Source organism: Mangrovibacillus cuniculi (assembly GCF_015482585.1).
In the GTDB taxonomy this organism is placed as follows: domain Bacteria; phylum Bacillota; class Bacilli; order Bacillales; family R1DC41; genus Mangrovibacillus; species Mangrovibacillus cuniculi.
Window position 1 is genome coordinate 3,103,837 of the sequence record NZ_CP049742.1, and the last position, 21,164, is coordinate 3,125,000.

Genomic DNA, 21,164 nt, shown 5'->3' on the forward strand with positions numbered 1-21,164 from the left:
ATGGATGGAATAATTGTTTTATTTATTAGTTTATGTCTCTTATTTATCGCGTTAGCACTGTGGAGTACGTATGCTTATCTCTCTAGCAAGATGGTATTAAGAGAAGAGTTGCGAGAGAAAGCATTAATTCATGATGAATTTGCTAGGAAGATTTCACGGAAAGAAAAGTGGTTAAGTAAGGCATTTGGGTATGCAGATGACTTTTCTGGAATTGGTCAGCGAGTAAACTTCTTTAGTGAAAACGAGGAAATAAATCAATTGCTCATGAAATCTGGATATCCATACCAACTGACCGTAGAGAGATTCCAAGGGTTAAAGATGTTATTGCTAGTTTTAGGGTTAATTGTTGGAAGTTTGTGTATGTTATTTCAGCTGCCTTTCGGGGAATTTGCGGTGATTCTGTATCCGTTGTTGGGCTATTTCGGAGCGATTCTTTGGTTGAAGTCCAAAGCAAAAGCTAGACAAGAAGAACTGGCTTATCAGCTGCCAGATTTTCTGGATACCATGAGCGTAACCTTACAAGCTGGTGTTGGTCTTGATCAAGCATTGAGAGATATCGTTCCTTATTTTGAAGGACCGATTAAAGAAGAGTTTGGTCGATTTTTACAAGAAACAGATTTGGGAGTACCAAGGCCAATGGCGTATCAAACGTTAGTGAAACGAAACGATAACAAAGAGTTTCAATTCTTATTAAAATCTCTGATTCAAGGAGAGAGACTAGGGGTGCCAATTTCACAAACGTTTAAACTCCAGTCAATAGAGATGAGAAAGTTAAAGAAAGAAAAAGTAAAAGAATTAGCGGCAAAAGCTTCACCAAAAGTCACATTGATTACCACGTTTATTGTCATGCCATCTGCTTTAATCATGATTGGTGGATTAATGGCAATCAATATGTTTACAGGTAATAGTAATCTTTTTGACTTGTTTAAATAAAAACATATTCCAAGGGAGAGAGTAATGATGAAAAAAATGATGATGAACGTATGGGTAAAAATGATGAATCCGGTGCAAAACGAAAGAGGAGCGCAATCATTAGAATGGTTAGGATTAGCGGCTTTACTTATTTTGGTGTTGAGTATTGTGTCGACGGCGGTTGGAAATCAATCAGAGGGTATCGGAAATCTAATCGAAAAAATTATAACGAAGATAACTGAAATGGTAGGCTAAAATCTTTAAATAATGGGATGAGGGATTTTGAACTATGAAAAAATTTTTAATACTTATAGCCTCCATTATAGTTCTAGTTGGATGTACTAAAGAAGAACAAGCTCAACCAATCGAAAAGGAAACTCCAGTTGTGGAAGAGCCATCAAATAGAAAACAAGATGAAGAAGAAAAAAAACAGTAAAAGCAGAGCCTTTACCATCTACTTATGGGGAGTTAGCCAAACAGCCTGTTGGTGTCTTGTACGATTTAGACTATAGTAAGCTATCAACAGAGGAAAAAGTAGCAATGAACAGAGAACTATTACCTAAAATTAGTAGTCAACCGTCTAAAGAAGAACTGGACCAGTACTATAGAGAATTAGTGAGAATTAATCAATATCCATTTAAAGGACCCGAAGAAGCTATTAAGCAACTAACTTTTGAATCTTTTGGTAGTCCTGATATGGAAGGCACAAGGTATGAGTTTAAAGAAAATCTAAATATTTTAGTTCTGTTAGATGCTAGTGGTAGTATGGCAAATCAAATTAATGGCAAGCAAATGATGGATAGCGCCAAGGATTCTATCAATGCTTTTGTGTCAAACTTACCTGAAGAAGCAAACATTGGGTTGCGAGTTTATGGTCATAAAGGTGATGGGTCTGATAAAAACAAAGATTTATCTTGTGGTAGTAGTGAGTTGAAGTATCCGATCTCTGCATATGAAGAAACTAGTTTCACAAAAGCGCTAGAAACGGTAAAACCAGCTGGTTGGACACCAATTGACTTAGCCATTCAAGAAGCAGAACGAGATCTTGCTAATTATTCTAGTGAGAGTAATACAAATATCATTTATTTAGTTAGTGATGGTGTGGAAACCTGTAATGGTGATCCTGTTAAAGCAGTCAAAACCTTGTATGATTCAAACATTTCTCCTGTAGTCAATATTATTGGTTTTGATGTAGATAACGAAGGAGAAGCGCAATTAAAAGAAATGGCTGATACGGTAAACGGGATTTACCAACGTGTTAGTGATGAAAATGAATTAAAGAAAGAACTAGATAAGATCAATGACATCTCTATGGCATGGGAAAAGTGGAAAAAGCGATCTGAGACTAAAATATCTTCCAAAGATACACGAAACGCAATTGATATTTTTGTCTACATAACTGGTGAAGAGTATAATGCCAGTTTCGAAGAGTTGACAATTGATAATTTATTATTTGATCTTAAAGAAGCAGGAGATGTAGATAAAGAATCTTATAAATATCTACAACAAGTAAACGACGAGTATCATGATTGGATAAAAGAGGAAGTAGAAGGTTTCAAAGTAATGCTGGAACAAATCAAAGTAGATAACTACAACGAAGCAAAAAAACAACTAGAGGAAATCTACCAAAAAAATACACAATAGCAATGGAGGGAGTATAGAATGCTTGCCAAAATGATTAATAGAATAATAGCTACTCTCTCTATTGCTATTATTCTATTTTGGTCTGCTTTTCCTGTAGTTGGGTATGCAAGTTTTATCACCCCAGGGGAAGTGATGAAGCCGGGGAAAGTTTCTAAACCAGGTGAAATTCCAGCTGTAGGGGAGTTTATGATTCCTGGTGAAGTAATGGAACCGGGAGAAGTGGTAGAAGGGGGAGAGACACCCTCATCAGGTGGACAGGCAGTAACTGGGCAACCATTATTGCCACAGGCGCCGTACAAGTCTGGGAATCTATTAATTCCAAACGTCCCACCTCCACCAACTTATCCAATTTGGTTAATAATTACGGATTCAGGAAGTGTTTTGGATCCAAGTGACCCTAATGGGGGAAAGGTAACAGGTGGAACAGGTGAAGGGATAACTGCTGGTGAGAATCCAAGCGGTGGGAAGATAGAAAAAGGCGATGGAATGGACTCGAACGGGAATATGGAGTCAGGTGATAGTGGTTCGACGAAAAATGTGAAAAGTGAATCTCCATTTGCAAAAGAAAACAACGCTTTTTACGACACAGGGGAGCTACCACATCCGTTGAGGGTTATGTTAAAATCGTCCGACCCAGAAGATAGGGGAGTTGTAGGACATGTGTCAGGGGCAGTTGAGGATTATAAAGAGTATTATTTAGGCTTCTTAAATAAAGAAGTAATTGGTGGGGCTACTTCTTGGTATGCAGGGTTTAATTTAAAAAGAGTTGAAGGCAAGAATGGATTTAAGGTCTCTGCTAAAAGAGAGATAAAGAACAGTATATTCAAAGGGCTATATAATGAATATCTTCAATATGACGATGCAGGAAAAAGTAAATCACTCGGTAATCATACAAAGTATATAAAAGAAAGTACATTTAATAAGTTTAGGCAAACTAAAGGATTATGGACTACAGATACTACCTATGCTAGTGCCTTAAAACAATCGCTTTCCAATGTCAATAACGAGTGGAATCCTTTAAGTATTAAAAAAGATGTGAATTCGTGGAACCCATTTAAGAAAGTTGGTTTAAACAAAGCATTTGGTTCTGGGTCCATGTTAGGGAAATTGTCTGGTCCTATGAACTATGCATTAGCGGCTGTTGGAAGTGTTTATGACTTCGGTGAAGGTGGAAAGATGGCGAAATTCGGTTATCAATCTACTGAGTTTGCCGCCTCTTTAACTACAGAGATTGGAATTGGTGTTGCGACTACTGGCTTAAGCAGTATTGCATCTAGTGTAGCGGCAGGAGCGTTAGTTGGGTCGGCTGTACCGGGATTAGGTACTGTAGTAGGAGCAGCAGCGGGTCTGGCAGTTGCAGTTGCTAGCAATTATTTATTAAATGGTACTACACGTGGAAAGAGACTTAAATCTAATTTAACTCAAGCAGTTAATCTAGGATATAAAAAAGTAACAAAAGGGATTAGAAGCGCCTGGGGTGGATTAAAGGGATTAGTAAGTTAAAATAGCAGGAGGTCTAGTTTTAATTGCTTATATCTAAAGACAAAAAAACAAAAACAGTACCATTTTTTCAGGGAAATGCTCTTGCTTATATTATTATCGCATGCATATTTACTCCAATGGGAGCTATGCTTGCTGATTTTTCTTGGACAATATTCTACATATATACTGTCATGAACATTTTAGTAGTGATAATTTGTAGAATTTTATACAGTAGAATTGAAATGCTAATAATATATAACTCTATTGTTGCATTCTTTATGGTGATTCATTTAGGAATATCCACTACAGTACCATTCTTCGTATTGTTACATGGTACACCTTTGTTTTATATAAGCATTGCAATAACTATTTTCTTATTCCTATTTTCTTATTCAAGAAGAGTAAAGTTGGCAGAAGCTGCAAATAATTCTTTTAGTGGTTATACATTTAGATTACTGTATCTATTTGTCGGAGTAATGGGTGTAATTGGAGCTTTAATGACTAGGAATGGTCAAGATATGATTCTGATGACAATCATAGAAGAAGAAAGTAGGGCATTCTTTCAAATGGGCTTTGTTTATTTACTTGGTTTGCTTTTCTTTTATTTATCCCCAAGTTTACTAGTGAACCCTTATAAAGATAAGTCAAAAAAGTAGCAAGAAGTAGTTGTAGATGAGGAGTAAGAAATTCACTTTAAATAGACGATTGCCGAATTTTTTCTACTTCTCATCTCTACGTCATTTCTACTCGTATTCTCGACTAGAAATGGCTAAGAGTAAAAAAAGCACCAAACTAAATAGGTGGTGAACATACATGTTTCATTTTTCTAGCTTCATTAAAACACTAGGAGTAGTTCTGCTTGCATATACGGGGATTTCCTTTTTACTTGGTTTTTTATCCATCACCAACACAGCACTCGTGTTAACCGTATTTTACACAGCTTGCTACATAGTAGGTGGCATTCTAGCACCAATTTGGAACAAAGAAACACCTTACTCTGCTAGTTACTTTGTAAGTATTTCCTTAACTGTTCTAAACTTTCTCGTAGCAAACTTTGTTCTTAATATCGCTGTTTTTTCAGAACCACAAGATATTCATCAAGCACTAGTGAGAAACTCCACTATTTCTATGCTTGTCACAGCAATCGTAATTTTTATCATCAAAAGACAGGAGGCAACAAAATGATTCGCGATATTCGTGATCTATATAATCGAAATCTCTTATCTATCATTTTCATCAGTTGTCTACTTGTCATTCCCTATTCCATCTTCACGCTATCCATGATTGAATACGTCCAAACAAGTATCTTCATTGAATTAGATAATATCGTCGCAGTCTTTTTTATTATTTTAAACTTCAGCGTTTTAGTCCCACCGTACTTATACCTTGTAAAAAAAGACTACAGAGAAGAAGAAATAAAAGTAACAGAAGCTCTTAAATTATTTACAACGTCCTTTGGGTACATTTTCTTCTTTAGTTTTCTGTTCTACGCAATCGGAACACTGGGATCAATTCTGCTATTTATCCCCTCCATTATCGCAGCCTTGTTTCTATTCCTGTTGCCTTTATATGCGGATAAAGAATCCATTAAAGAATCCCTTCAGAAAGTTTTGCAAACACTAAAAAAAGAACATCTGTTTATTTTCTTGGATATCCTATTAATTCTTTGTTTAAACTACTTAATCTGGTCAGGAGCAGTATATTTAATCGATAGCTTTGAAAACAATACATTTGTATACATGCTAATTCGTTCTTTACTAAATGCTATCTTCTTGCCAATTATTTATTTTTACTTATTTTATAAATACCGATTAGATTTGGGTGATCACCATGAATAAAACTGTACAACTACAAGACTTCAAAAAAGTGCCCTTGCTCTTAACCTTGCTATTAAGTTTCATCACATTTGGTGTGTACATGGCTTATTGGTTTATTCGAGAAAGAAAAAACTTTACTAACCAAGAAGGGATAAGAGTCATCTCGATAAAGTTATGGTGGGCCTTCTTACTATTCCTAATAGTTTCCTTCTTTCATAGTTTAATAGGTACGTTCCTATTCACACCATATGGACTGGCAATTACAGAATCCGTAGACGTCATTCTTTCTGCTTACTTCTTAGGATTACTCTATTATTCCGTGTTTAGAATAAGAGATATCGTAGAAGACACGCATCAAGAAAAAATATTTAAGCCCTGGCTTTTAGTGCTGTTTCATATTTGGTACGTCCAATATAAAGTGAATCAAGCGCACCGACAACCACTACATCAAAAGCATAGATAAGGTGATCATGATGAAAAGATGGAAGAAACGTTTACAAAACGAAAAAGGCGCACTCAGCTTAGAATTATTAGGGATTCTGCCGTTCTTCTTTCTATTTTTCTTGCTACTTTGGCAAGTATTAGGGACGGGTTACGCTGTGTTAACAACTAAATCTGCAGTCAACGATGCAGCGAAAGTTTTTGCTACCACAAAAGATATTAATGAAGCGAAAGATATCGCTATCGCAGCCATTGGGGATAGCTCCGTTCTACAATACGAAGGGATAGAAGCGACATATATAGATAGCGCAGGAGGCTTTACCTTAAATTTGAAAGCAAGTCACACCCTTTCTTTTATACCTGATATGTGGAAAAAAGAAGCGAGCTTTACCTTAGAGGAAGAAGCTGTCGGAAGGGTGTTAACACCGTGAGAAAATATCTAACTAACGAAAGAGGGAATGCAGTATTATATATGATCTGGCTTTTAGGTATTGTCGCGCTTATCTTTGTTTTATTAATCAACCTTGTGAAAGTATACGTCATCAAAGAACAATCAAGCTTATCAGCTGATCAAGCGGCTTTGGCAGGAACTTCTATCATTTTAGCGGGTACAAAAGAGGCAATCAAAGACTTCGATCAAGAATTAGTCATTGGAATCGGAAGAAGTATTACGTTGGACAAGTCTTTAGAGCAAGAGGTTGCGGAAAAACAACAGGAGTGGGTCAACACTGGTTTGGATGAATCGTCTGCGTATATAAAAGCCGTTAATGAACTTGTTCCGGCTAAAATGGAGGAAAATCCAATAATAGAAGAAATTCTTAAAGAGAAATTTCGAGGCCGTTTAGGAGATTCAGTTTCAGAACTTCAATATTCTGTACTCCCGGATGTTACTAGTGTGTTAGTACAAAATGGGGCGAAAGAAGATCAAACGGAACTGGTGATGGATACTTCCAAGTGGCGTTTAGAAGTAAAAACAGCGGTAGCGTTTGAATCGATTTCTGACAACAAATATATAGCAAAATTTGTAGAAGATGTCCCGCAAAAAGGATACGGTCCTAATTTAAAATATCTAGAGACGATCTATTAAAGGAAGATATGGTAAGAGAGCAAGCGTATAAATACGTTTGCTCTCTTTCGTTATGTCGTAACTTAAGGTAAGTCTCGCTTGCGTTTTACACATCCACCTCCATTCTGTGGTTATTTCTCCGACAATCGTGGTAATATAGGCGTATATAAGGAGAGATGACAAACATGAATCACTATGCAGATGACAGCATGACGCTACATACAGACTTGTATCAAATAAATATGGCTGAATCCTATTGGGCTGATGGCATGCATAATCGTCGTGCGGTCTTTGAACTATTTTTTCGCAAACTTCCTTTTGGAAATGGTTATGGAGTCTTTGCAGGACTAGAACGAGTACTAGAATACTTAAGGGATTTTCGCTTTACAGAATCCGATATTACCTATCTACGTGAAGAACTTCACTATGAAGAAGACTTCTTAACATATCTAAAAGACGTTAAATTTACCGGTACCGTTTACTCTATGGAAGAAGGAGAGCTGGTCTTTGGAAACGAACCGATTATGCGTGTGGAGGCACCTTTAGCAGAAGCGCAATTGGTTGAAACGGCGTTGCTTAACATTGTGAACTACCAGACACTTATTGCAACGAAGGCATCCCGTATTAAACAGGTGGTTGGAGACGACTCTGTCATGGAATTTGGGACAAGAAGAGCTCAAGAACTAGATGCAGCGATTTGGGGTACTAGAGCAGCATTTATCGGTGGATTCGACGCAACAAGCAACGTTCGAGCAGGCAAAAAATTTGGAATACCGGTAGCCGGAACACATGCTCATTCCATGGTACAGGCATATAGAGACGAATACACAGCTTTTCATAAATACGCCGCAAGACATAAAGACTGTGTCTTTTTAGTAGATACATACAACACATTAAAATCAGGTGTCCCAACTGCTATACAAGTAGCAAAAGAATTAGGTGACAAAATTAACTTCCGTGGCATTCGTTTAGATAGTGGTGATATGTCCTATCTTTCTAAAAAAGCAAGAAAGATGCTGGATGACGCAGGATTCCGCGATACGAAAATTATTGCTTCTAACGACTTGGACGAGTACACCATTTTAAACATGAAAGCACAAGGTGCCGAAATTGATGTTTGGGGAATCGGAACCAAGTTAATTACAGCCTACGACCAACCAGCGTTGGGAGCTGTGTATAAAATGGTTTCCATTGAAGATGAAAACGGCGAAATGGTGGATACGATCAAAATCTCTTCTAACGCCGAAAAAGTTTCCACTCCAGGTTTAAAGAGAGTGTACAGAATCATTAATCAAGAAACGATGAAGTCAGAAGGAGATTACATTGCTTTAGAGGACGAAGATGTGCAAGGGACAGATGAACTACTCATGTTCCATCCAGTCCATACGTTCCTAATGAAAGTAGTCACAAACTTTGAAGCGAGGGAACTACATCAAAAAGTATTTGAAAACGGAGAAGCAGTCTACGAGTCTCCATCCCTAACAAGTATGCAACAAAAAGTACGAGACGGCCTAGAACTTTTGTGGGATGAGTATAAACGTTCGTTAAATCCCGAAGAATATCCAGTAGACTTAAGTGAGCCATGTTGGTCGAATAAAATGGACCTAATTAAGAAGATTAAAAAGGAAATGAAGAAATAGGAGGTTGTTGATGTGTCTAATTTACAAAACGAAATTGTACAGGCAATGATGGTAAAACCAGAAATTGACCCAAAAGTAGAAATTCGTCGTTCTGTTGATTTCTTAAAATCATACGCAAAGAAGTATCCTTTTATTAAAGGGTTCGTCCTTGGTATCTCTGGTGGACAAGACTCTACACTTACAGGGAAACTTGCGCAAACAGCGATAAATGAGTTAAACGAGGAAGCGGGAGAAAACAAGTATTGTTTTACAGCAATCCGTTTACCTTACGGAGTACAAGCAGATGAAGACGACTGCCAAGATGCGATCAATTTTATCCAACCTTCAAGTGTTTTGACGGTAAACATACAATCTGCAGTAGATGCGAGTGTAGCTTCTTTAAAGAAAGCTGGCGTAGAGCTTAGTGACTTTGTAAAAGGAAACGAAAAAGCTCGTGAACGTATGAAAGTACAATACGCGGTAGCAGCAATGAGAGATGCTGTTGTTTTAGGGACAGACCACTCAGCAGAAGCGGTGACGGGTTTCTTTACGAAGTATGGAGATGGTGGAGCGGATTTAGTACCTATCTTCCGTTTGAACAAACGCCAAGGTAAGATGTTACTAAAAGAATTAGGTTGCCCAGAACATCTATACTTAAAGAAGCCAACAGCTGACTTAGAAGAAGGTCGTCCACAACTACCAGATGAGGCAGCTTTAGGCGTAACGTATGATCAAATTGACGATTATTTAGAAGGTAAAGAAGTGCCGAAAGAAGCCGCTGAGAAAATTGAAAGTCACTACCTAAAAACAGAACACAAACGTAACTTACCAATTACTGTGTTTGATGACTTTTGGAAATAATATAAACAAAATGCCGTAGAAGCGACGAATGCTTCTGCGGTTTTTTGTATGCAGCCGTTTTTCCTCGTCCAAGGCAACGTAGTACCAATGAATACCCTTACGTGGGTTGACTAGTAACCAGCATATTTCCTTCTCGTTATATTTGACCTCCCAAACAATCTACGAGAAAATTGTTTAGAATATTGTAAAAATAAACAGGAATAAAACTGGAAATGTCGAAACTTAAATAAGTTTACAACGTATTACGATATGAGCTCTTCCAAATTGTTTGCAGCAGGAGGTAAGGAGATGTCGAAAACAGAAGTGAATCCAAAAATAGCAACGGTGCTTGAAAATATCGAAAAAGTAATGGTGGGGAAGAAAGAAGTAGCGGAACTTAGCTTAGTTGCACTTCTAGCAGAAGGTCACGTATTACTGGAAGATGTACCAGGAGTAGGGAAAACGATGATGGTACGAGCACTTTCGCAGTCCGTTGATTGTGAATTTAAACGAATTCAATTTACACCTGACTTGCTACCGTCAGATGTAGTAGGGGTGTCTTTATATAATCCAAAGGAAATGGAATTTGAATTTAGACCTGGTCCAATCATGGGGAATATTGTCTTAGCAGATGAAATCAACCGTACTTCTCCAAAAACACAATCTGCACTATTAGAGGGACTAGAAGAAGGAAGCGTCACAGTGGATGGTTTCTCACGAAAGATCCCGAAGCCGTTTTTCGTCATGGCTACGCAAAATCCAATTGAATACGAAGGTACATATCCTTTACCAGAAGCGCAGTTAGACCGTTTCTTATTAAAGCTAAACATGGGATACCCAACACTTGCTGAAGAGATGGAAGTACTAGCAAGAGCGCAAAAAAGAAAGCCGATAGAAGAATTAGAGCCTGCTATTACAAGAGAAGAATTACTAGCACTGCAAGCGGAAGTAAAAGAAGTAGTGGTGGACGACACGCTTCGAAAGTATATTGTAGAACTTGCTCACAAGACACGTACGCATCCGGATGTCTACCTAGGGGTGAGTCCGCGTGGATCCATTGCTTTGATGAAAGCAGCACAAGCATATGCCTTATTACGAAACCGTGATTATGTGATTCCAGACGACGTTCAATTTTTAGCACCATATGTATTCTCTCACCGAATGATCTTACGCTCCGAGTCTCGTTATGACGGACTATCACCAGAAACGATTGTCGCTAAAGTAATGGAACGAGTTTCTGTTCCAGTAAAAAGGTTAGTGTGATGAAAAAAAGATGGTCCTTGATAGTTACCATTCTTAAAGGGCTTACGCTAACGTTGTTGTCCGTTATCACATTTTGTTATGCCATGTTCCAAGGTGGATTCGTAAGTTGGTTCTTATTTTATAGCTTTCTACCATTTGCCGTTTTATGCCTACTAGTTGGTGTTGCCCCACTTAGAAGTTTTCAAGTAGATAGGCATCTTTCAAGAAATGAATATAAAGCGGGGGACCCTTTAGAGATAACGATCACCCTAAAGAGAAATAACAGGCTCCCATTACCATTTTTATTAATAGAAGAGAATTTTCCGAAGACACTCCAAGCTAGTACGAACGCCATGTACGGCAAGGCATTGGTCTTTCCATGGTTTAAAAAAGAAGTAACTGTCTCCTACAAAATCGATTCACTTCCCCGTGGAGAGCATGTTTTTTCTACTATCCGTCTAAAAACAGGCGATCCAATTGGGTTATTTGAAAAAGAATGGAGCACAGTAGTCTCTCAAACTATTCTGGTTTACCCTGCACTTAAAGAAATGATGTACAGGCCGCTAGACACCAAGTACGACCAAGGGGCAGCAGCTTCGTCTGTTATTCACCAAAAAGATACGTCCTTGGTAACTGGGGTCAGAGACTATCAAACGGGAGATCGTTTCTCATGGGTTCACTGGAAGGCTTTCGCTAGAACAAATCAATTGATGACGAAGGAATTCGAAGAGAGACAGTCACATGATGTGCTATTAGTGTTAGATCGTAGAGAAGATCCTATGTTTGAGCCGATGGTGACATTGGTCGCATCTGCAACGCAGGCGATTTTAAAACGAGGGGCGCAAGTAGGGCTATTATCTGCTGGAGAAGAACGAACATATTTCGCGCCTAAACAAGGAGATGCGCAAAAGCAGCAAGTTCTCTATCATTTGGCGAAAGTAACATCTGACACCCAGAAAGATTTAGGGGTTATTCTTCATGGGGAGAGGTTTGGTGCGCAGCAAGCCGTAACCTTATTCGTCGTGACTGCAAGCTTATCAGAAGCGCTAGTCGACAGTGTCTCTGTATTTACGAAGCGCAAGGGAGTAGTCGTTCTTTTTGTCATTAAACCAAAAGGAAATGACTGGACTTCAGAGGAGCATGGCTTAAGGTCCATAGCTATTGCTCGTGGTGTCCATGTCCGCCTACTAACACCTGAGAATATCACTACCGCGTTTACGGAGGTGGGGAGATGAAAGAACAGAATAAGTTAATCGGAGGTCTTGGGTTATCCTTTCTCTTATATTTAATTGGATTCTTGCTCCTTACGCAATGGATAGTACCAATTGAATACGTAGGAGAGTCAGGTAACCTGATGTGGTTCTACTTTTTTGTTGCATTATGTATGGTGATGGCCTGGATTGGGATCCCGTGGGGTGTAACGTTTATCATCAAGACGACGTTTATATTGTGGGTGATTAACAGTCTGTTTTACCCGACACTACCATTCACAAGCTCCCTTTGGTTTAATCAATTAATTGCACTCATACAGCAAGACATTGGTTTGATTCTATCCCAACAAGTAGCTAATATCTCGGATGTTTTTAGAACAGTCCTATTCTTTGTTTTATTAGGGTTGTTAAGTTATCTAGTACACTTCTGGATTGCTGTACGTCAAAAACTATTTCTGTTTTACGTAATGACGCTCATTTATGTGACGGTCATTGATACGTTTACGAACTATGATGCATCCACGTCTATTGTGTGGATGGTAGGACTTGGCTTCTTGGCACTAAGCTTGTTGTTTTTACGGAGAATGGTCTCGCTAGAAAATCTACATAAACGTGGACTTCTAAAAAGATGGCTTGTACCGTTAATCGTATTGATCGTTGCCTCGACCTCCGTAGCTTTTGCAACACCAAAGTCAGGTCCCATATGGCCTGACCCAGTTCCATATATCCAGTCATATGCAGATGGAGCGGGACAAGGACGATACGGAAAAATAGGTTATGGAACAGATGATAGTCAGCTTGGCGGACCGTTCTTACCAGATAACTCTGTTGTGTTTACCGCATTAGCAGAGGTGCAACATAACTGGCGTATTGAAACGAAAGATACGTATACGGGAAAAGGATGGGTAAGCTCGAGTCAAATTCCGCCTCTTGAATTCTTACCCAGTGAACAAGTACCGTTTTCCTTAAATCCAGAGCAACCAGAAAGACCAAAGCGAAGTGCGACGCTACAATTCCAGCAAGAATATCCGCATATTGTTTATCCATATGGACTAAACTCTATTTTCATCGATGAAGTACAATCGTTAGCTGTTCAACCTATCACGCAAAAAGTAAGTACGCTAAATGAAGCAGGGGAACCTGTAAACGTCGGAACGTATTCTTTAGAGTATCAAATCCCGCAATACAGTATGAATGGTTTAAGAACTGCTCATACAAAAGTCGGAAATGATATCGAGATGCAAGCGATAATGGAACGTTATACGCAGTTGCCTTCAGAGCTTCCGAATCGTGTTCGAGAACTAGCGGAACAAATAACGGCAGAGGAAGACAATTGGTACGATAAAGCGAAAGCAATCGAAAACTACTTCCAACGCCCGGAGTTTGTGTACGACCAGACAGATGTTGCAATACCAGAAGGGAATACGGATTACGTAGACCAGTTCCTATTTGATACGCAAAGAGGATACTGTGATAACTTCTCTACTTCCATGGTAGTAATGCTGCGTTCCATTGGTATTCCTGCTCAGTGGGTGAAAGGGTATACATCTGGTGAAAGTAGAGGAGCTGTCAATACTCAGTACAATGAATATGAAATCACGAACAACAATGCTCACTCATGGGTAGAAGTGTACTTCCCAGAAGTTGGTTGGGTCCCGTTTGAGCCAACGAAAGGATTCTCTCAAACCGTGCTGTTAAATTTTGATGAGGAGCGACCAGACACGACTACACCTGACGTGGAAGATCCAGCGGAAAAACCAGAGCAACCACAAACTCCAGAAGAAGTAGAACAATCTAGTGGTGGTTCTTCCTTCTCATGGACGGCCTTCAAACTAAAAGTTGAGACGTTTGTGAAGGAAAATATGTGGAAGATTATGTTCATTACGATAGGTGTAACCTTACTTTTGATAGTGTTATATCGATGGAGGTCCAAATGGTTACCCTACTATCTTGTGCGTAAGTTTAAAAATCGTAAACATGATGAAAAGGTAATGGAAGAAGCCTATACGGCATTACTGAAACAGCTTCACCGTATTGGTTTGCCAAGAAATGAAGGGCATACTCTTCGTACCTATAGTGCAAGAATTGATACGTACTATGGAAGTGATGAGATGTCGTCACTAACAAAGCTTTACGAAAAAGAACTATACAAAAAAGAGTCTTCGGAAGAGGAATGGAAACGCGCTCTTGAATTGTGGGAAAATTTAATTAAAAAGACAACCGCTTGACCATTCCAGAAATGAACGTTAAAATGATGAAAAATTACACACAGTTGGTGCTGAGCTAAAGATAGTTCACTCCTTCATATATCCTCGATAATATGGTTCGAGAGTCTCTACCGGGTTGCCGTAAATGACCTGACTATGAAGGCAGATTCTATTGTCTTGACATAGTTAAGGCTAGAATTCTGCTTTCTCTTTTTTTATAGAGAACAGAATTCTAGCCTTTTTTATTTGTTACCTGACTAGTAACAACTCATCGTTGACCACGTGATGTAGTCGGTTCTTAGATGAGTATCCTTTGAAATACTAGGGGAAGGTAATAGAAGCCAACGTGATGATTAAATACTAATATGAGGTGAGCACATGACGGAAAAAGCATTGTTACAAGAACAGCCGAAGATCGTTGTATTAGATTTTGGAAGTCAGTATAACCAATTAATCACTCGAAGAATTCGTGAATTTGGTGTCTATAGTGAATTACATCCACACACAATTACGGCAGAAGAGATTAAAGCGATGAATGCACAAGGTGTTATTTTCTCTGGTGGACCTAATAGCGTTTACGGGGAAAATGCATTCTCTTGTGACCCAGCAATTTTTGATATGGGTCTACCGATCTTTGGTATTTGTTATGGTATGCAATTGATGGCTCACCATTTTGGTGGAAAAGTAGAAGGTGCTTCTCAGCGTGAATATGGAAAAGCAAAGTTAAAAATTGAAAATGAATCAGCTCTATTCCAAGACCTCCCTTCAGAACAAACGGTTTGGATGAGCCACGGAGACAAAGTGACACAAGCTCCTGAAGGATTTACAGTGGATGCGACAAATGCATCTTGTCCTGTAGCTTCTATGAGTAACGCTTCTAAAAACTTCTATGCGGTTCAATTCCACCCAGAGGTTCGTCACTCTGTGCACGGAAATGACATGCTACGTAATTTTGTATTCAACATCTGTGGTATGGAAGACAACTGGACGATGGAGAGTTTCATTGAACTAGAGATTGAAAAAATTCGTCAAACGGTTGGCGATAAAAAGGTCCTTTGTGCACTAAGTGGTGGAGTGGATTCTTCTGTAGTAGCAGTATTAATCCATAAAGCAATTGGTGATCAATTAACATGTATGTTCGTAGACCACGGTCTTCTTCGTAAAGGGGAAGCGGAGTCTGTTATGAAGACTTTCTCTGAAGGTTTTAATATGAACGTAATCAAAATTGATGCACAAGAGCGCTTCTTATCGAAACTAGAAGGTGTTTCCGATCCGGAGAAAAAACGTAAAATCATCGGTAATGAGTTTATCTATGTATTCGATGATGAAGCGGCTAAGTTGCAAGGGATTGATTTCTTAGCACAAGGTACTCTTTACACAGATATTATCGAGAGTGGTACAGCAACTGCGGAAACAATTAAGTCACACCATAACGTTGGTGGACTACCAGAAGATATGAAGTTTACTTTAATCGAGCCGTTAAATACATTATTTAAAGATGAAGTACGAGCTCTTGGTTCAGAGTTAGGTTTATCTGATGAGATTGTTTGGCGTCAGCCGTTCCCGGGACCAGGTTTAGGAATCCGTGTTCTTGGAGCGATTTCAGAAGAGAAGCTAGAGATTGTCCGTGAATCAGATGCAATCTTACGTGAAGAAATCAAGAAAGCAGGATTAGAGCGTGACATTTGGCAGTACTTCACGGTATTACCTGATATCCGTAGCGTTGGCGTAATGGGAGATTCTAGAACATATGACTATGCAATCGGTATTCGTGCAGTAACATCCATTGATGGTATGACATCGGATTGGGCGAGAATCCCTTGGGATGTACTAGAATTAATCTCGACTCGTATCGTAAATGAAGTTCCTAACATTAACCGAGTTCTCTATGATATTACGAGTAAGCCACCTAGCACAATCGAGTGGGAGTAAAAACCGAACATTAATAAAATAATTTTTAATAACGTTCGATTTTTGTGTTGACGCCTACGCAAATCGTTGGTACACTAAGGATGAATTTAATAAGAGATACGTCGTATAAAGTCGGGAATATGGCCCGAAAGTTTCTACCAAGCTACCGTAAATGGCTTGACTACGAGGTACGTGCAGGTAAAGGTTCGGGGAACGGTCGTTGTTTCTTGTTATCCTTGCCTGTACCTACTTACCTAGTCAAGCTCTAAGCCTTTTCGGCTTAGAGCTTTTCTAATTCCACGACGTGATCTTCTACACAGGAGGACACAAAATGAAAAACTTTTTCCAATTTGACGAACTAGGTACTAGCTATCGTCGAGAATTTATCGGCGGATTTACGACGTTCTTAGCAATGGCGTATATCCTAGTCGTTAACCCATTAACGTTATCACTGGCTTCTATTCCAGATTTACCAGATGCAATGCGTATGGATTATGGTGCGGTATTCGTAGCAACAGCTTTAGCAGCAGCAGTTGGTTCCTTGGCCATGGGCTTGCTCGCTAAATATCCAATTGCACTAGCTCCTGGGATGGGATTAAATGCATTCTTTGCTTACACAGTTATTTTAACTTTCGGTATTCCTTGGCAAACAGCGTTAACTGGTGTTTTAATTTCCGGTATTATTTTTATTCTTCTTACTTTAACTGGTTTACGTGAAGCAATTATCAATGCAATCCCGAACGAACTGAAGTTAGCTGTCGGAGCCGGTATCGGGTTATTCATCACGTTCCTTGGGTTCCAAAACGCTGGAGTGATTGTTAATAACGATGCAGTACTTGTGGGGCTAGGTGATCTATCTAACCCAGAAACATTGCTAGCGATCTTTGGATTAGTGTTAACAGTTATCTTAATGACACGTGGACTAAAAGGTGCAATTTTTATCGGGATGATTGCTACATCTATTGTGGGAATGATCTTTGGACTTATTCAAGTTCCTACGCAAATTGTAGGAGAGGTACCATCAGTTGCTCCAACGTTTGGTGCTGCATTTGAAGCTTTCGCAACACCAATGGATAGCATCTTTACTATTCAAATGCTTGTGGTTGTCTTAACATTCTTATTCGTAGATTTCTTCGACACTGCAGGAACATTAGTTGCAGTGACGAACCAAGCTGGTTTAATGAAAGACGGCAAGTTACCAAGAGCCGGTAAAGCTCTTCTAGCAGATTCGACTGCAACAGTAGTCGGTGCAATCTTCGGAACATCTACGACTACTTCGTACATTGAGTCTTCAGCAGGTGTAGCTGCAGGAGCGAGAACAGGTTTCGCTGCAATCGTAACAGGTGGATTCTTCTTACTATCCTTGTTCTTCTTCCCGGTTTTATCGGTTATCACTGCGGCAGTAACAGCGCCAGCACTAATTATCGTTGGGGTATTAATGGTAAGTTCTCTAGGCAAAATTGATTGGAACAAATTCGAAGTCGCAGTACCAGCATTCTTAACAATTATCGCAATGCCTTTAACGTATTCCATTGCAACTGGTATCGCAATTGGATTTATCTTCTACCCAATTACGATGATGGTAAAAGGAAGACGAAAAGAGATTCACCCAATAATGTACTTACTATTTGTTATCTTCGTTTGCTACTTTATCTTTTTAGTAGAGTAGTAGTTACTACCGTGTTTCTTCTATATAGAAGAAATGCGGTTTTTTTGGTTATGTGATCAGTAACAACTCGAGTAGGGCCACGTGATGTGGCCAGTACTTAACTGAGTTTCCTTAGGGTGAGATAATGAGTCACTACTTTCGGCTGTATAGAGTGTGGTCTCTAGCGTACCTACTCCTTTAGATGTATAGAAAGTCGGACACATTGAGGATAGAAGAAATGTGTCCGACTTGGTAAGATAATAAATGTTCTTATCTTTAATTAAGATAGTTGGAATTCGTGATAATTTATCATAAAATCGACATGTAACGACATCAAGGAGGAGACGAATCATGAAAAAGATTCTATATGTTACTGCAAACCCTAAACACACAAAAGAAAGCTTCGGACTTCAAGTCGGAGAAAAATACATTGAAGAACGCGTAAAAGTAGTAGAGAATGCTGAAGTGTACACGCTAAATCTATTTAAAGAAGAAATTCCGGAGATTGACGATTGTGTACTATCTGCTTGGGGAGCGATTGCTAATGCAGGAGGAGATATGGCTTCTGCTAATCTAACAGAAGAACAAACGCATTTAGTTACAAGACTTAACAACCTGTTAACGCAATTTATTGAAGCAGATGAAGTTGTTTTTGTGACACCAATGTGGAACTTAAGCTTCCCTCCACGTGTAAAAGCATATATTGATTCTCTAATGGTTGCTGGTAAAACATTTGCATACACAGCAGAAGGACCTGTTGGTTTGTTAAAAGGTAAAACAGTTGTACACGTTCATGCTTCTGGTGGGGTTTACTCACAAGCGCCAGTTCATTTCGCTAACGACTACCTAAAAGGAATCATGAATTTCATGGGTGTTAACAACTACCATGCTGTGTTTGTAGAAGGTATGGCGGCTGAGCCAGAAAGAGCAGATGCGATCCTAGCAGATGCTTTGGTGAAAGCGAAAGATCTAGCACAAAAAATAGATCAACATCAAACGAACTAAATAACTATTAAACTATTTGAAGTGCGGAGGTTACTACTCCGTGCTTTTTTGTTGCGTGACCAGCAACAACTCATCGTTGACCACGTGTTGTGGTCCGTTCTTAGATGAGTATGCTTCATAAATGCTTACATAGGTAAGGGGGAGATTGATAGGGCTAATAAATGCATGTCCTAATCAATTATGTTGCTAAAACAAAAGGGGAGTAGATTCCCACAAAGAAGAAACCAATAGTACTAATCTAGTAAGGTTGAAATAGATTAAAAGTTTTTTCGACATTTCCTGTTGCAATGTTCAAATAGGCATGTTATAGTAGTAAAACATCATAACGAGCTAACAAATTCCGACATGAAAGTAAATTTCATAAAAAAACTTTTTTAAAAAAGTTGTTGACGAATTACTTAGTAAGATGTTATGATTATCTAGTCGCTTACGAGCGGTTAAATGATATTGAACTTTGAAAACTAAACAAACCAAGTGCCAACGTTTAATTCAGTTGTTTCTATGAAACAACAAAACAAGTTTTTTATGAGCTAATCAAACATCTATTGGAGAGTTTGATCCTGGCTCAGGACGAACGCTGGCGGCGTGCCTAATACATGCAAGTCGAGCGGACTTGTGGGAGCTTGCTCCCGCAAGTTAGCGGCGGACGGGTGAGTAACACGTGGGTAACCTGCCTGTAAGATTGGGATAACTCCGGGAAACCGGGGCTAATACCGAATAACATCATTTGTCGCATGACAGATGATTCAAAGGTGGCTTCGGCTATCACTTACAGATGGACCCGCGGCGCATTAGCTAGTTGGTGAGGTAACGGCTCACCAAGGCGACGATGCGTAGCCGACCTGAGAGGGTGATCGGCCACACTGGGACTGAGACACGGCCCAGACTCCTACGGGAGGCAGCAGTAGGGAATCTTCCGCAATGGACGAAAGTCTGACGGAGCAACGCCGCGTGAGTGAAGAAGGTTTTCGGATCGTAAAACTCTGTTGTTAGGGAAGAACAAGTACCGTTCGAATAGGGCGGTACCTTGACGGTACCTAACCAGAAAGCCACGGCTAACTACGTGCCAGCAGCCGCGGTAATACGTAGGTGGCAAGCGTTGTCCGGAATTATTGGGCGTAAAGCGCGCGCAGGTGGTTTCTTAAGTCTGATGTGAAAGCCCACGGCTCAACCGTGGAGGGTCATTGGAAACTGGGAAACTTGAGTGCAGAAGAGGAAAGTGGAATTCCACGTGTAGCGGTGAAATGCGTAGAGATGTGGAGGAACACCAGTGGCGAAGGCGACTTTCTGGTCTGTAACTGACACTGAGGCGCGAAAGCGTGGGGAGCAAACAGGATTAGATACCCTGGTAGTCCACGCCGTAAACGATGAGTGCTAAGTGTTGGAGGGTTTCCGCCCTTCAGTGCTGCAGCTAACGCATTAAGCACTCCGCCTGGGGAGTACGGTCGCAAGACTGAAACTCAAAGGAATTGACGGGGGCCCGCACAAGCGGTGGAGCATGTGGTTTAATTCGAAGCAACGCGAAGAACCTTACCAGCTCTTGACATCCTCTGACAACCCTAGAGATAGGGCGTTCCCCTTCGGGGGACAGAGTGACAGGTGGTGCATGGTTGTCGTCAGCTCGTGTCGTGAGATGTTGGGTTAAGTCCCGCAACGAGCGCAACCCTTGATCTTAGTTGCCATCATTTAGTTGGGCACTCTAAGGTGACTGCCGGTGACAAACCGGAGGAAGGTGGGGATGACGTCAAATCATCATGCCCCTTATGAGCTGGGCTACACACGTGCTACAATGGACGGTACAAAGGGCTGCAAGACCGCGAGGTTAAGCCAATCCCATAAAACCGTTCTCAGTTCGGATTGTAGGCTGCAACTCGCCTACATGAAGCTGGAATCGCTAGTAATCGCGGATCAGCATGCCGCGGTGAATACGTTCCCGGGCCTTGTACACACCGCCCGTCACACCACGAGAGTTTGTAACACCCGAAGTCGGTGGGGTAACCTTTTGGAGCCAGCCGCCTAAGGTGGGACAGATGATTGGGGTGAAGTCGTAACAAGGTAGCCGTATCGGAAGGTGCGGCTGGATCACCTCCTTTCTAAGGATATATTACGGAACAGTACT

19 protein-coding genes, 1 rRNA gene and 2 riboswitches are annotated in these 21,164 nt (G+C 40.0%); all 20 genes read left to right on the top strand.

What is annotated here, in order from left to right; all coding sequences use genetic code 11:
• The 20 genes from G8O30_RS15790 to G8O30_RS15885 all read left to right on the top strand — a co-directional run bounded on the left by G8O30_RS15790 (nt 1) and on the right by G8O30_RS15885 (nt 21,138).
• Nucleotides 1-933, top strand: a complete 933-nt coding sequence (locus G8O30_RS15790) for a type II secretion system F family protein (RefSeq protein ID WP_239672961.1) — start codon at nt 1-3, stop codon at nt 931-933.
• Nucleotides 934-957: 24 nt separating this feature from the next.
• On the top strand, nt 958-1,167 hold the full coding sequence (locus G8O30_RS15795; RefSeq protein ID WP_239672962.1) for a hypothetical protein: 210 nt from the start codon (nt 958-960) through the stop codon (nt 1,165-1,167).
• A gap of 34 nt (nt 1,168-1,201) precedes the next feature.
• A complete protein-coding gene (locus G8O30_RS15800; RefSeq protein ID WP_239672963.1) occupies nt 1,202-1,348 on the top strand; it encodes a putative periplasmic lipoprotein in 147 nt (48 codons plus the stop codon).
• A gap of 104 nt (nt 1,349-1,452) precedes the next feature.
• Nucleotides 1,453-2,556 carry a vWA domain-containing protein gene (locus tag G8O30_RS15805; protein WP_239672964.1) on the top strand — a complete coding sequence of 368 codons (1,104 nt, stop codon included), beginning with the start codon at nt 1,453-1,455 and terminating at the stop codon, nt 2,554-2,556.
• 18 nt (nt 2,557-2,574) lie between these two features.
• Nucleotides 2,575-4,059, top strand: a complete 1,485-nt coding sequence (locus tag G8O30_RS15810) for a hypothetical protein (protein ID WP_239672965.1) — start codon at nt 2,575-2,577, stop codon at nt 4,057-4,059.
• Nucleotides 4,060-4,082: 23 nt separating this feature from the next.
• Complete coding sequence (locus tag G8O30_RS15815) at nt 4,083-4,694, top strand: hypothetical protein (protein WP_239672966.1); 612 nt, start codon at nt 4,083-4,085, stop codon at nt 4,692-4,694.
• Between the two features lie 157 nt (nt 4,695-4,851).
• Nucleotides 4,852-5,223, top strand: a complete 372-nt coding sequence (locus G8O30_RS15820; RefSeq protein WP_239672967.1) for a hypothetical protein — start codon at nt 4,852-4,854, stop codon at nt 5,221-5,223.
• The gene (locus G8O30_RS15825) at nt 5,220-5,876 is read left to right on the top strand and encodes a hypothetical protein (RefSeq protein WP_239672968.1); all 657 of its coding nucleotides are present in this window, start codon (nt 5,220-5,222) and stop codon (nt 5,874-5,876) included. The genes G8O30_RS15820 and G8O30_RS15825 overlap by 4 nt, the downstream gene beginning before the upstream one ends.
• A complete protein-coding gene (locus G8O30_RS15830) occupies nt 5,869-6,318 on the top strand; it encodes a hypothetical protein (protein WP_239672969.1) in 450 nt (149 codons plus the stop codon). The genes G8O30_RS15825 and G8O30_RS15830 overlap by 8 nt, the downstream gene beginning before the upstream one ends.
• Nucleotides 6,319-6,325: 7 nt before the next feature.
• A complete protein-coding gene (locus G8O30_RS15835) occupies nt 6,326-6,727 on the top strand; it encodes a pilus assembly protein (RefSeq protein ID WP_239672970.1) in 402 nt (133 codons plus the stop codon).
• Nucleotides 6,724-7,383, top strand: a complete 660-nt coding sequence (locus tag G8O30_RS15840) for a hypothetical protein (protein ID WP_239672971.1) — start codon at nt 6,724-6,726, stop codon at nt 7,381-7,383. The genes G8O30_RS15835 and G8O30_RS15840 overlap by 4 nt, the downstream gene beginning before the upstream one ends.
• 164 nt (nt 7,384-7,547) lie before the next feature.
• Entirely contained in the window at nt 7,548-9,002 is a 1,455-nt protein-coding gene (locus G8O30_RS15845) for a nicotinate phosphoribosyltransferase (RefSeq protein WP_239672972.1), read from the top strand.
• A 12-nt stretch (nt 9,003-9,014) separates the two neighbouring features.
• Nucleotides 9,015-9,842 carry an ammonia-dependent NAD(+) synthetase gene (nadE, locus tag G8O30_RS15850; protein WP_275576503.1) on the top strand — a complete coding sequence of 276 codons (828 nt, stop codon included), beginning with the start codon at nt 9,015-9,017 and terminating at the stop codon, nt 9,840-9,842.
• A 288-nt stretch (nt 9,843-10,130) separates the two neighbouring features.
• Entirely contained in the window at nt 10,131-11,084 is a 954-nt protein-coding gene (locus tag G8O30_RS15855) for an AAA family ATPase (RefSeq protein WP_239672973.1), read from the top strand.
• Complete coding sequence (locus G8O30_RS15860; RefSeq protein ID WP_239672974.1) at nt 11,084-12,298, top strand: DUF58 domain-containing protein; 1,215 nt, start codon at nt 11,084-11,086, stop codon at nt 12,296-12,298. Before G8O30_RS15855 ends, G8O30_RS15860 begins: the two co-directional genes overlap by 1 nt.
• Nucleotides 12,295-14,502 carry a transglutaminase TgpA family protein gene (locus tag G8O30_RS15865; RefSeq protein ID WP_239672975.1) on the top strand — a complete coding sequence of 736 codons (2,208 nt, stop codon included), beginning with the start codon at nt 12,295-12,297 and terminating at the stop codon, nt 14,500-14,502. The genes G8O30_RS15860 and G8O30_RS15865 overlap by 4 nt, the downstream gene beginning before the upstream one ends.
• 54 nt (nt 14,503-14,556) lie before the next feature.
• Nucleotides 14,557-14,658, top strand: a riboswitch (purine riboswitch).
• A 201-nt stretch (nt 14,659-14,859) separates the two neighbouring features.
• On the top strand, nt 14,860-16,413 hold the full coding sequence (guaA, locus tag G8O30_RS15870) for a glutamine-hydrolyzing GMP synthase (RefSeq protein ID WP_239672976.1): 1,554 nt from the start codon (nt 14,860-14,862) through the stop codon (nt 16,411-16,413).
• Between the two features lie 81 nt (nt 16,414-16,494).
• A riboswitch (purine riboswitch) is annotated at nt 16,495-16,596 on the top strand.
• 127 nt (nt 16,597-16,723) lie between these two features.
• Nucleotides 16,724-18,061 (top strand): NCS2 family permease, encoded by a 1,338-nt coding sequence (locus G8O30_RS15875; RefSeq protein WP_239672977.1) that lies wholly within the window; start codon nt 16,724-16,726, stop codon nt 18,059-18,061.
• 330 nt (nt 18,062-18,391) lie between these two features.
• Nucleotides 18,392-19,045: an NAD(P)H-dependent oxidoreductase gene (locus G8O30_RS15880; RefSeq protein ID WP_239672978.1), complete on the top strand. Its 654-nt coding sequence runs from the start codon at nt 18,392-18,394 to the stop codon at nt 19,043-19,045.
• A gap of 542 nt (nt 19,046-19,587) precedes the next feature.
• Nucleotides 19,588-21,138, top strand: a 16S ribosomal RNA gene (locus G8O30_RS15885).
• The last annotated feature ends 26 nt before the right edge of the window (nt 21,139-21,164 follow it).

What these genes read in the sequence shown, in the direction of transcription:
- G8O30_RS15790 (WP_239672961.1), top strand. Translation starts at nt 1, where the DNA reads ATGGATGGAATAATTGTTTTATTTATTAGTTTATGTCTCTTATTTATC.
- G8O30_RS15795 (WP_239672962.1), top strand. Translation starts at nt 958, where the DNA reads ATGATGAAAAAAATGATGATGAACGTATGGGTAAAAATGATGAATCCG.
- G8O30_RS15800 (WP_239672963.1), top strand. Translation starts at nt 1,202, where the DNA reads ATGAAAAAATTTTTAATACTTATAGCCTCCATTATAGTTCTAGTTGGA.
- G8O30_RS15805 (WP_239672964.1), top strand. Translation starts at nt 1,453, where the DNA reads ATGAACAGAGAACTATTACCTAAAATTAGTAGTCAACCGTCTAAAGAA.
- G8O30_RS15810 (WP_239672965.1), top strand. Translation starts at nt 2,575, where the DNA reads ATGCTTGCCAAAATGATTAATAGAATAATAGCTACTCTCTCTATTGCT.
- G8O30_RS15820 (WP_239672967.1), top strand. Translation starts at nt 4,852, where the DNA reads ATGTTTCATTTTTCTAGCTTCATTAAAACACTAGGAGTAGTTCTGCTT.
- G8O30_RS15825 (WP_239672968.1), top strand. Translation starts at nt 5,220, where the DNA reads ATGATTCGCGATATTCGTGATCTATATAATCGAAATCTCTTATCTATC.
- G8O30_RS15830 (WP_239672969.1), top strand. Translation starts at nt 5,869, where the DNA reads ATGAATAAAACTGTACAACTACAAGACTTCAAAAAAGTGCCCTTGCTC.
- G8O30_RS15835 (WP_239672970.1), top strand. Translation starts at nt 6,326, where the DNA reads ATGATGAAAAGATGGAAGAAACGTTTACAAAACGAAAAAGGCGCACTC.
- G8O30_RS15845 (WP_239672972.1), top strand. Translation starts at nt 7,548, where the DNA reads ATGAATCACTATGCAGATGACAGCATGACGCTACATACAGACTTGTAT.
- G8O30_RS15855 (WP_239672973.1), top strand. Translation starts at nt 10,131, where the DNA reads ATGTCGAAAACAGAAGTGAATCCAAAAATAGCAACGGTGCTTGAAAAT.
- G8O30_RS15860 (WP_239672974.1), top strand. Translation starts at nt 11,084, where the DNA reads ATGAAAAAAAGATGGTCCTTGATAGTTACCATTCTTAAAGGGCTTACG.
- G8O30_RS15865 (WP_239672975.1), top strand. Translation starts at nt 12,295, where the DNA reads ATGAAAGAACAGAATAAGTTAATCGGAGGTCTTGGGTTATCCTTTCTC.
- guaA (WP_239672976.1), top strand. Translation starts at nt 14,860, where the DNA reads ATGACGGAAAAAGCATTGTTACAAGAACAGCCGAAGATCGTTGTATTA.
- G8O30_RS15875 (WP_239672977.1), top strand. Translation starts at nt 16,724, where the DNA reads ATGAAAAACTTTTTCCAATTTGACGAACTAGGTACTAGCTATCGTCGA.
- G8O30_RS15880 (WP_239672978.1), top strand. Translation starts at nt 18,392, where the DNA reads ATGAAAAAGATTCTATATGTTACTGCAAACCCTAAACACACAAAAGAA.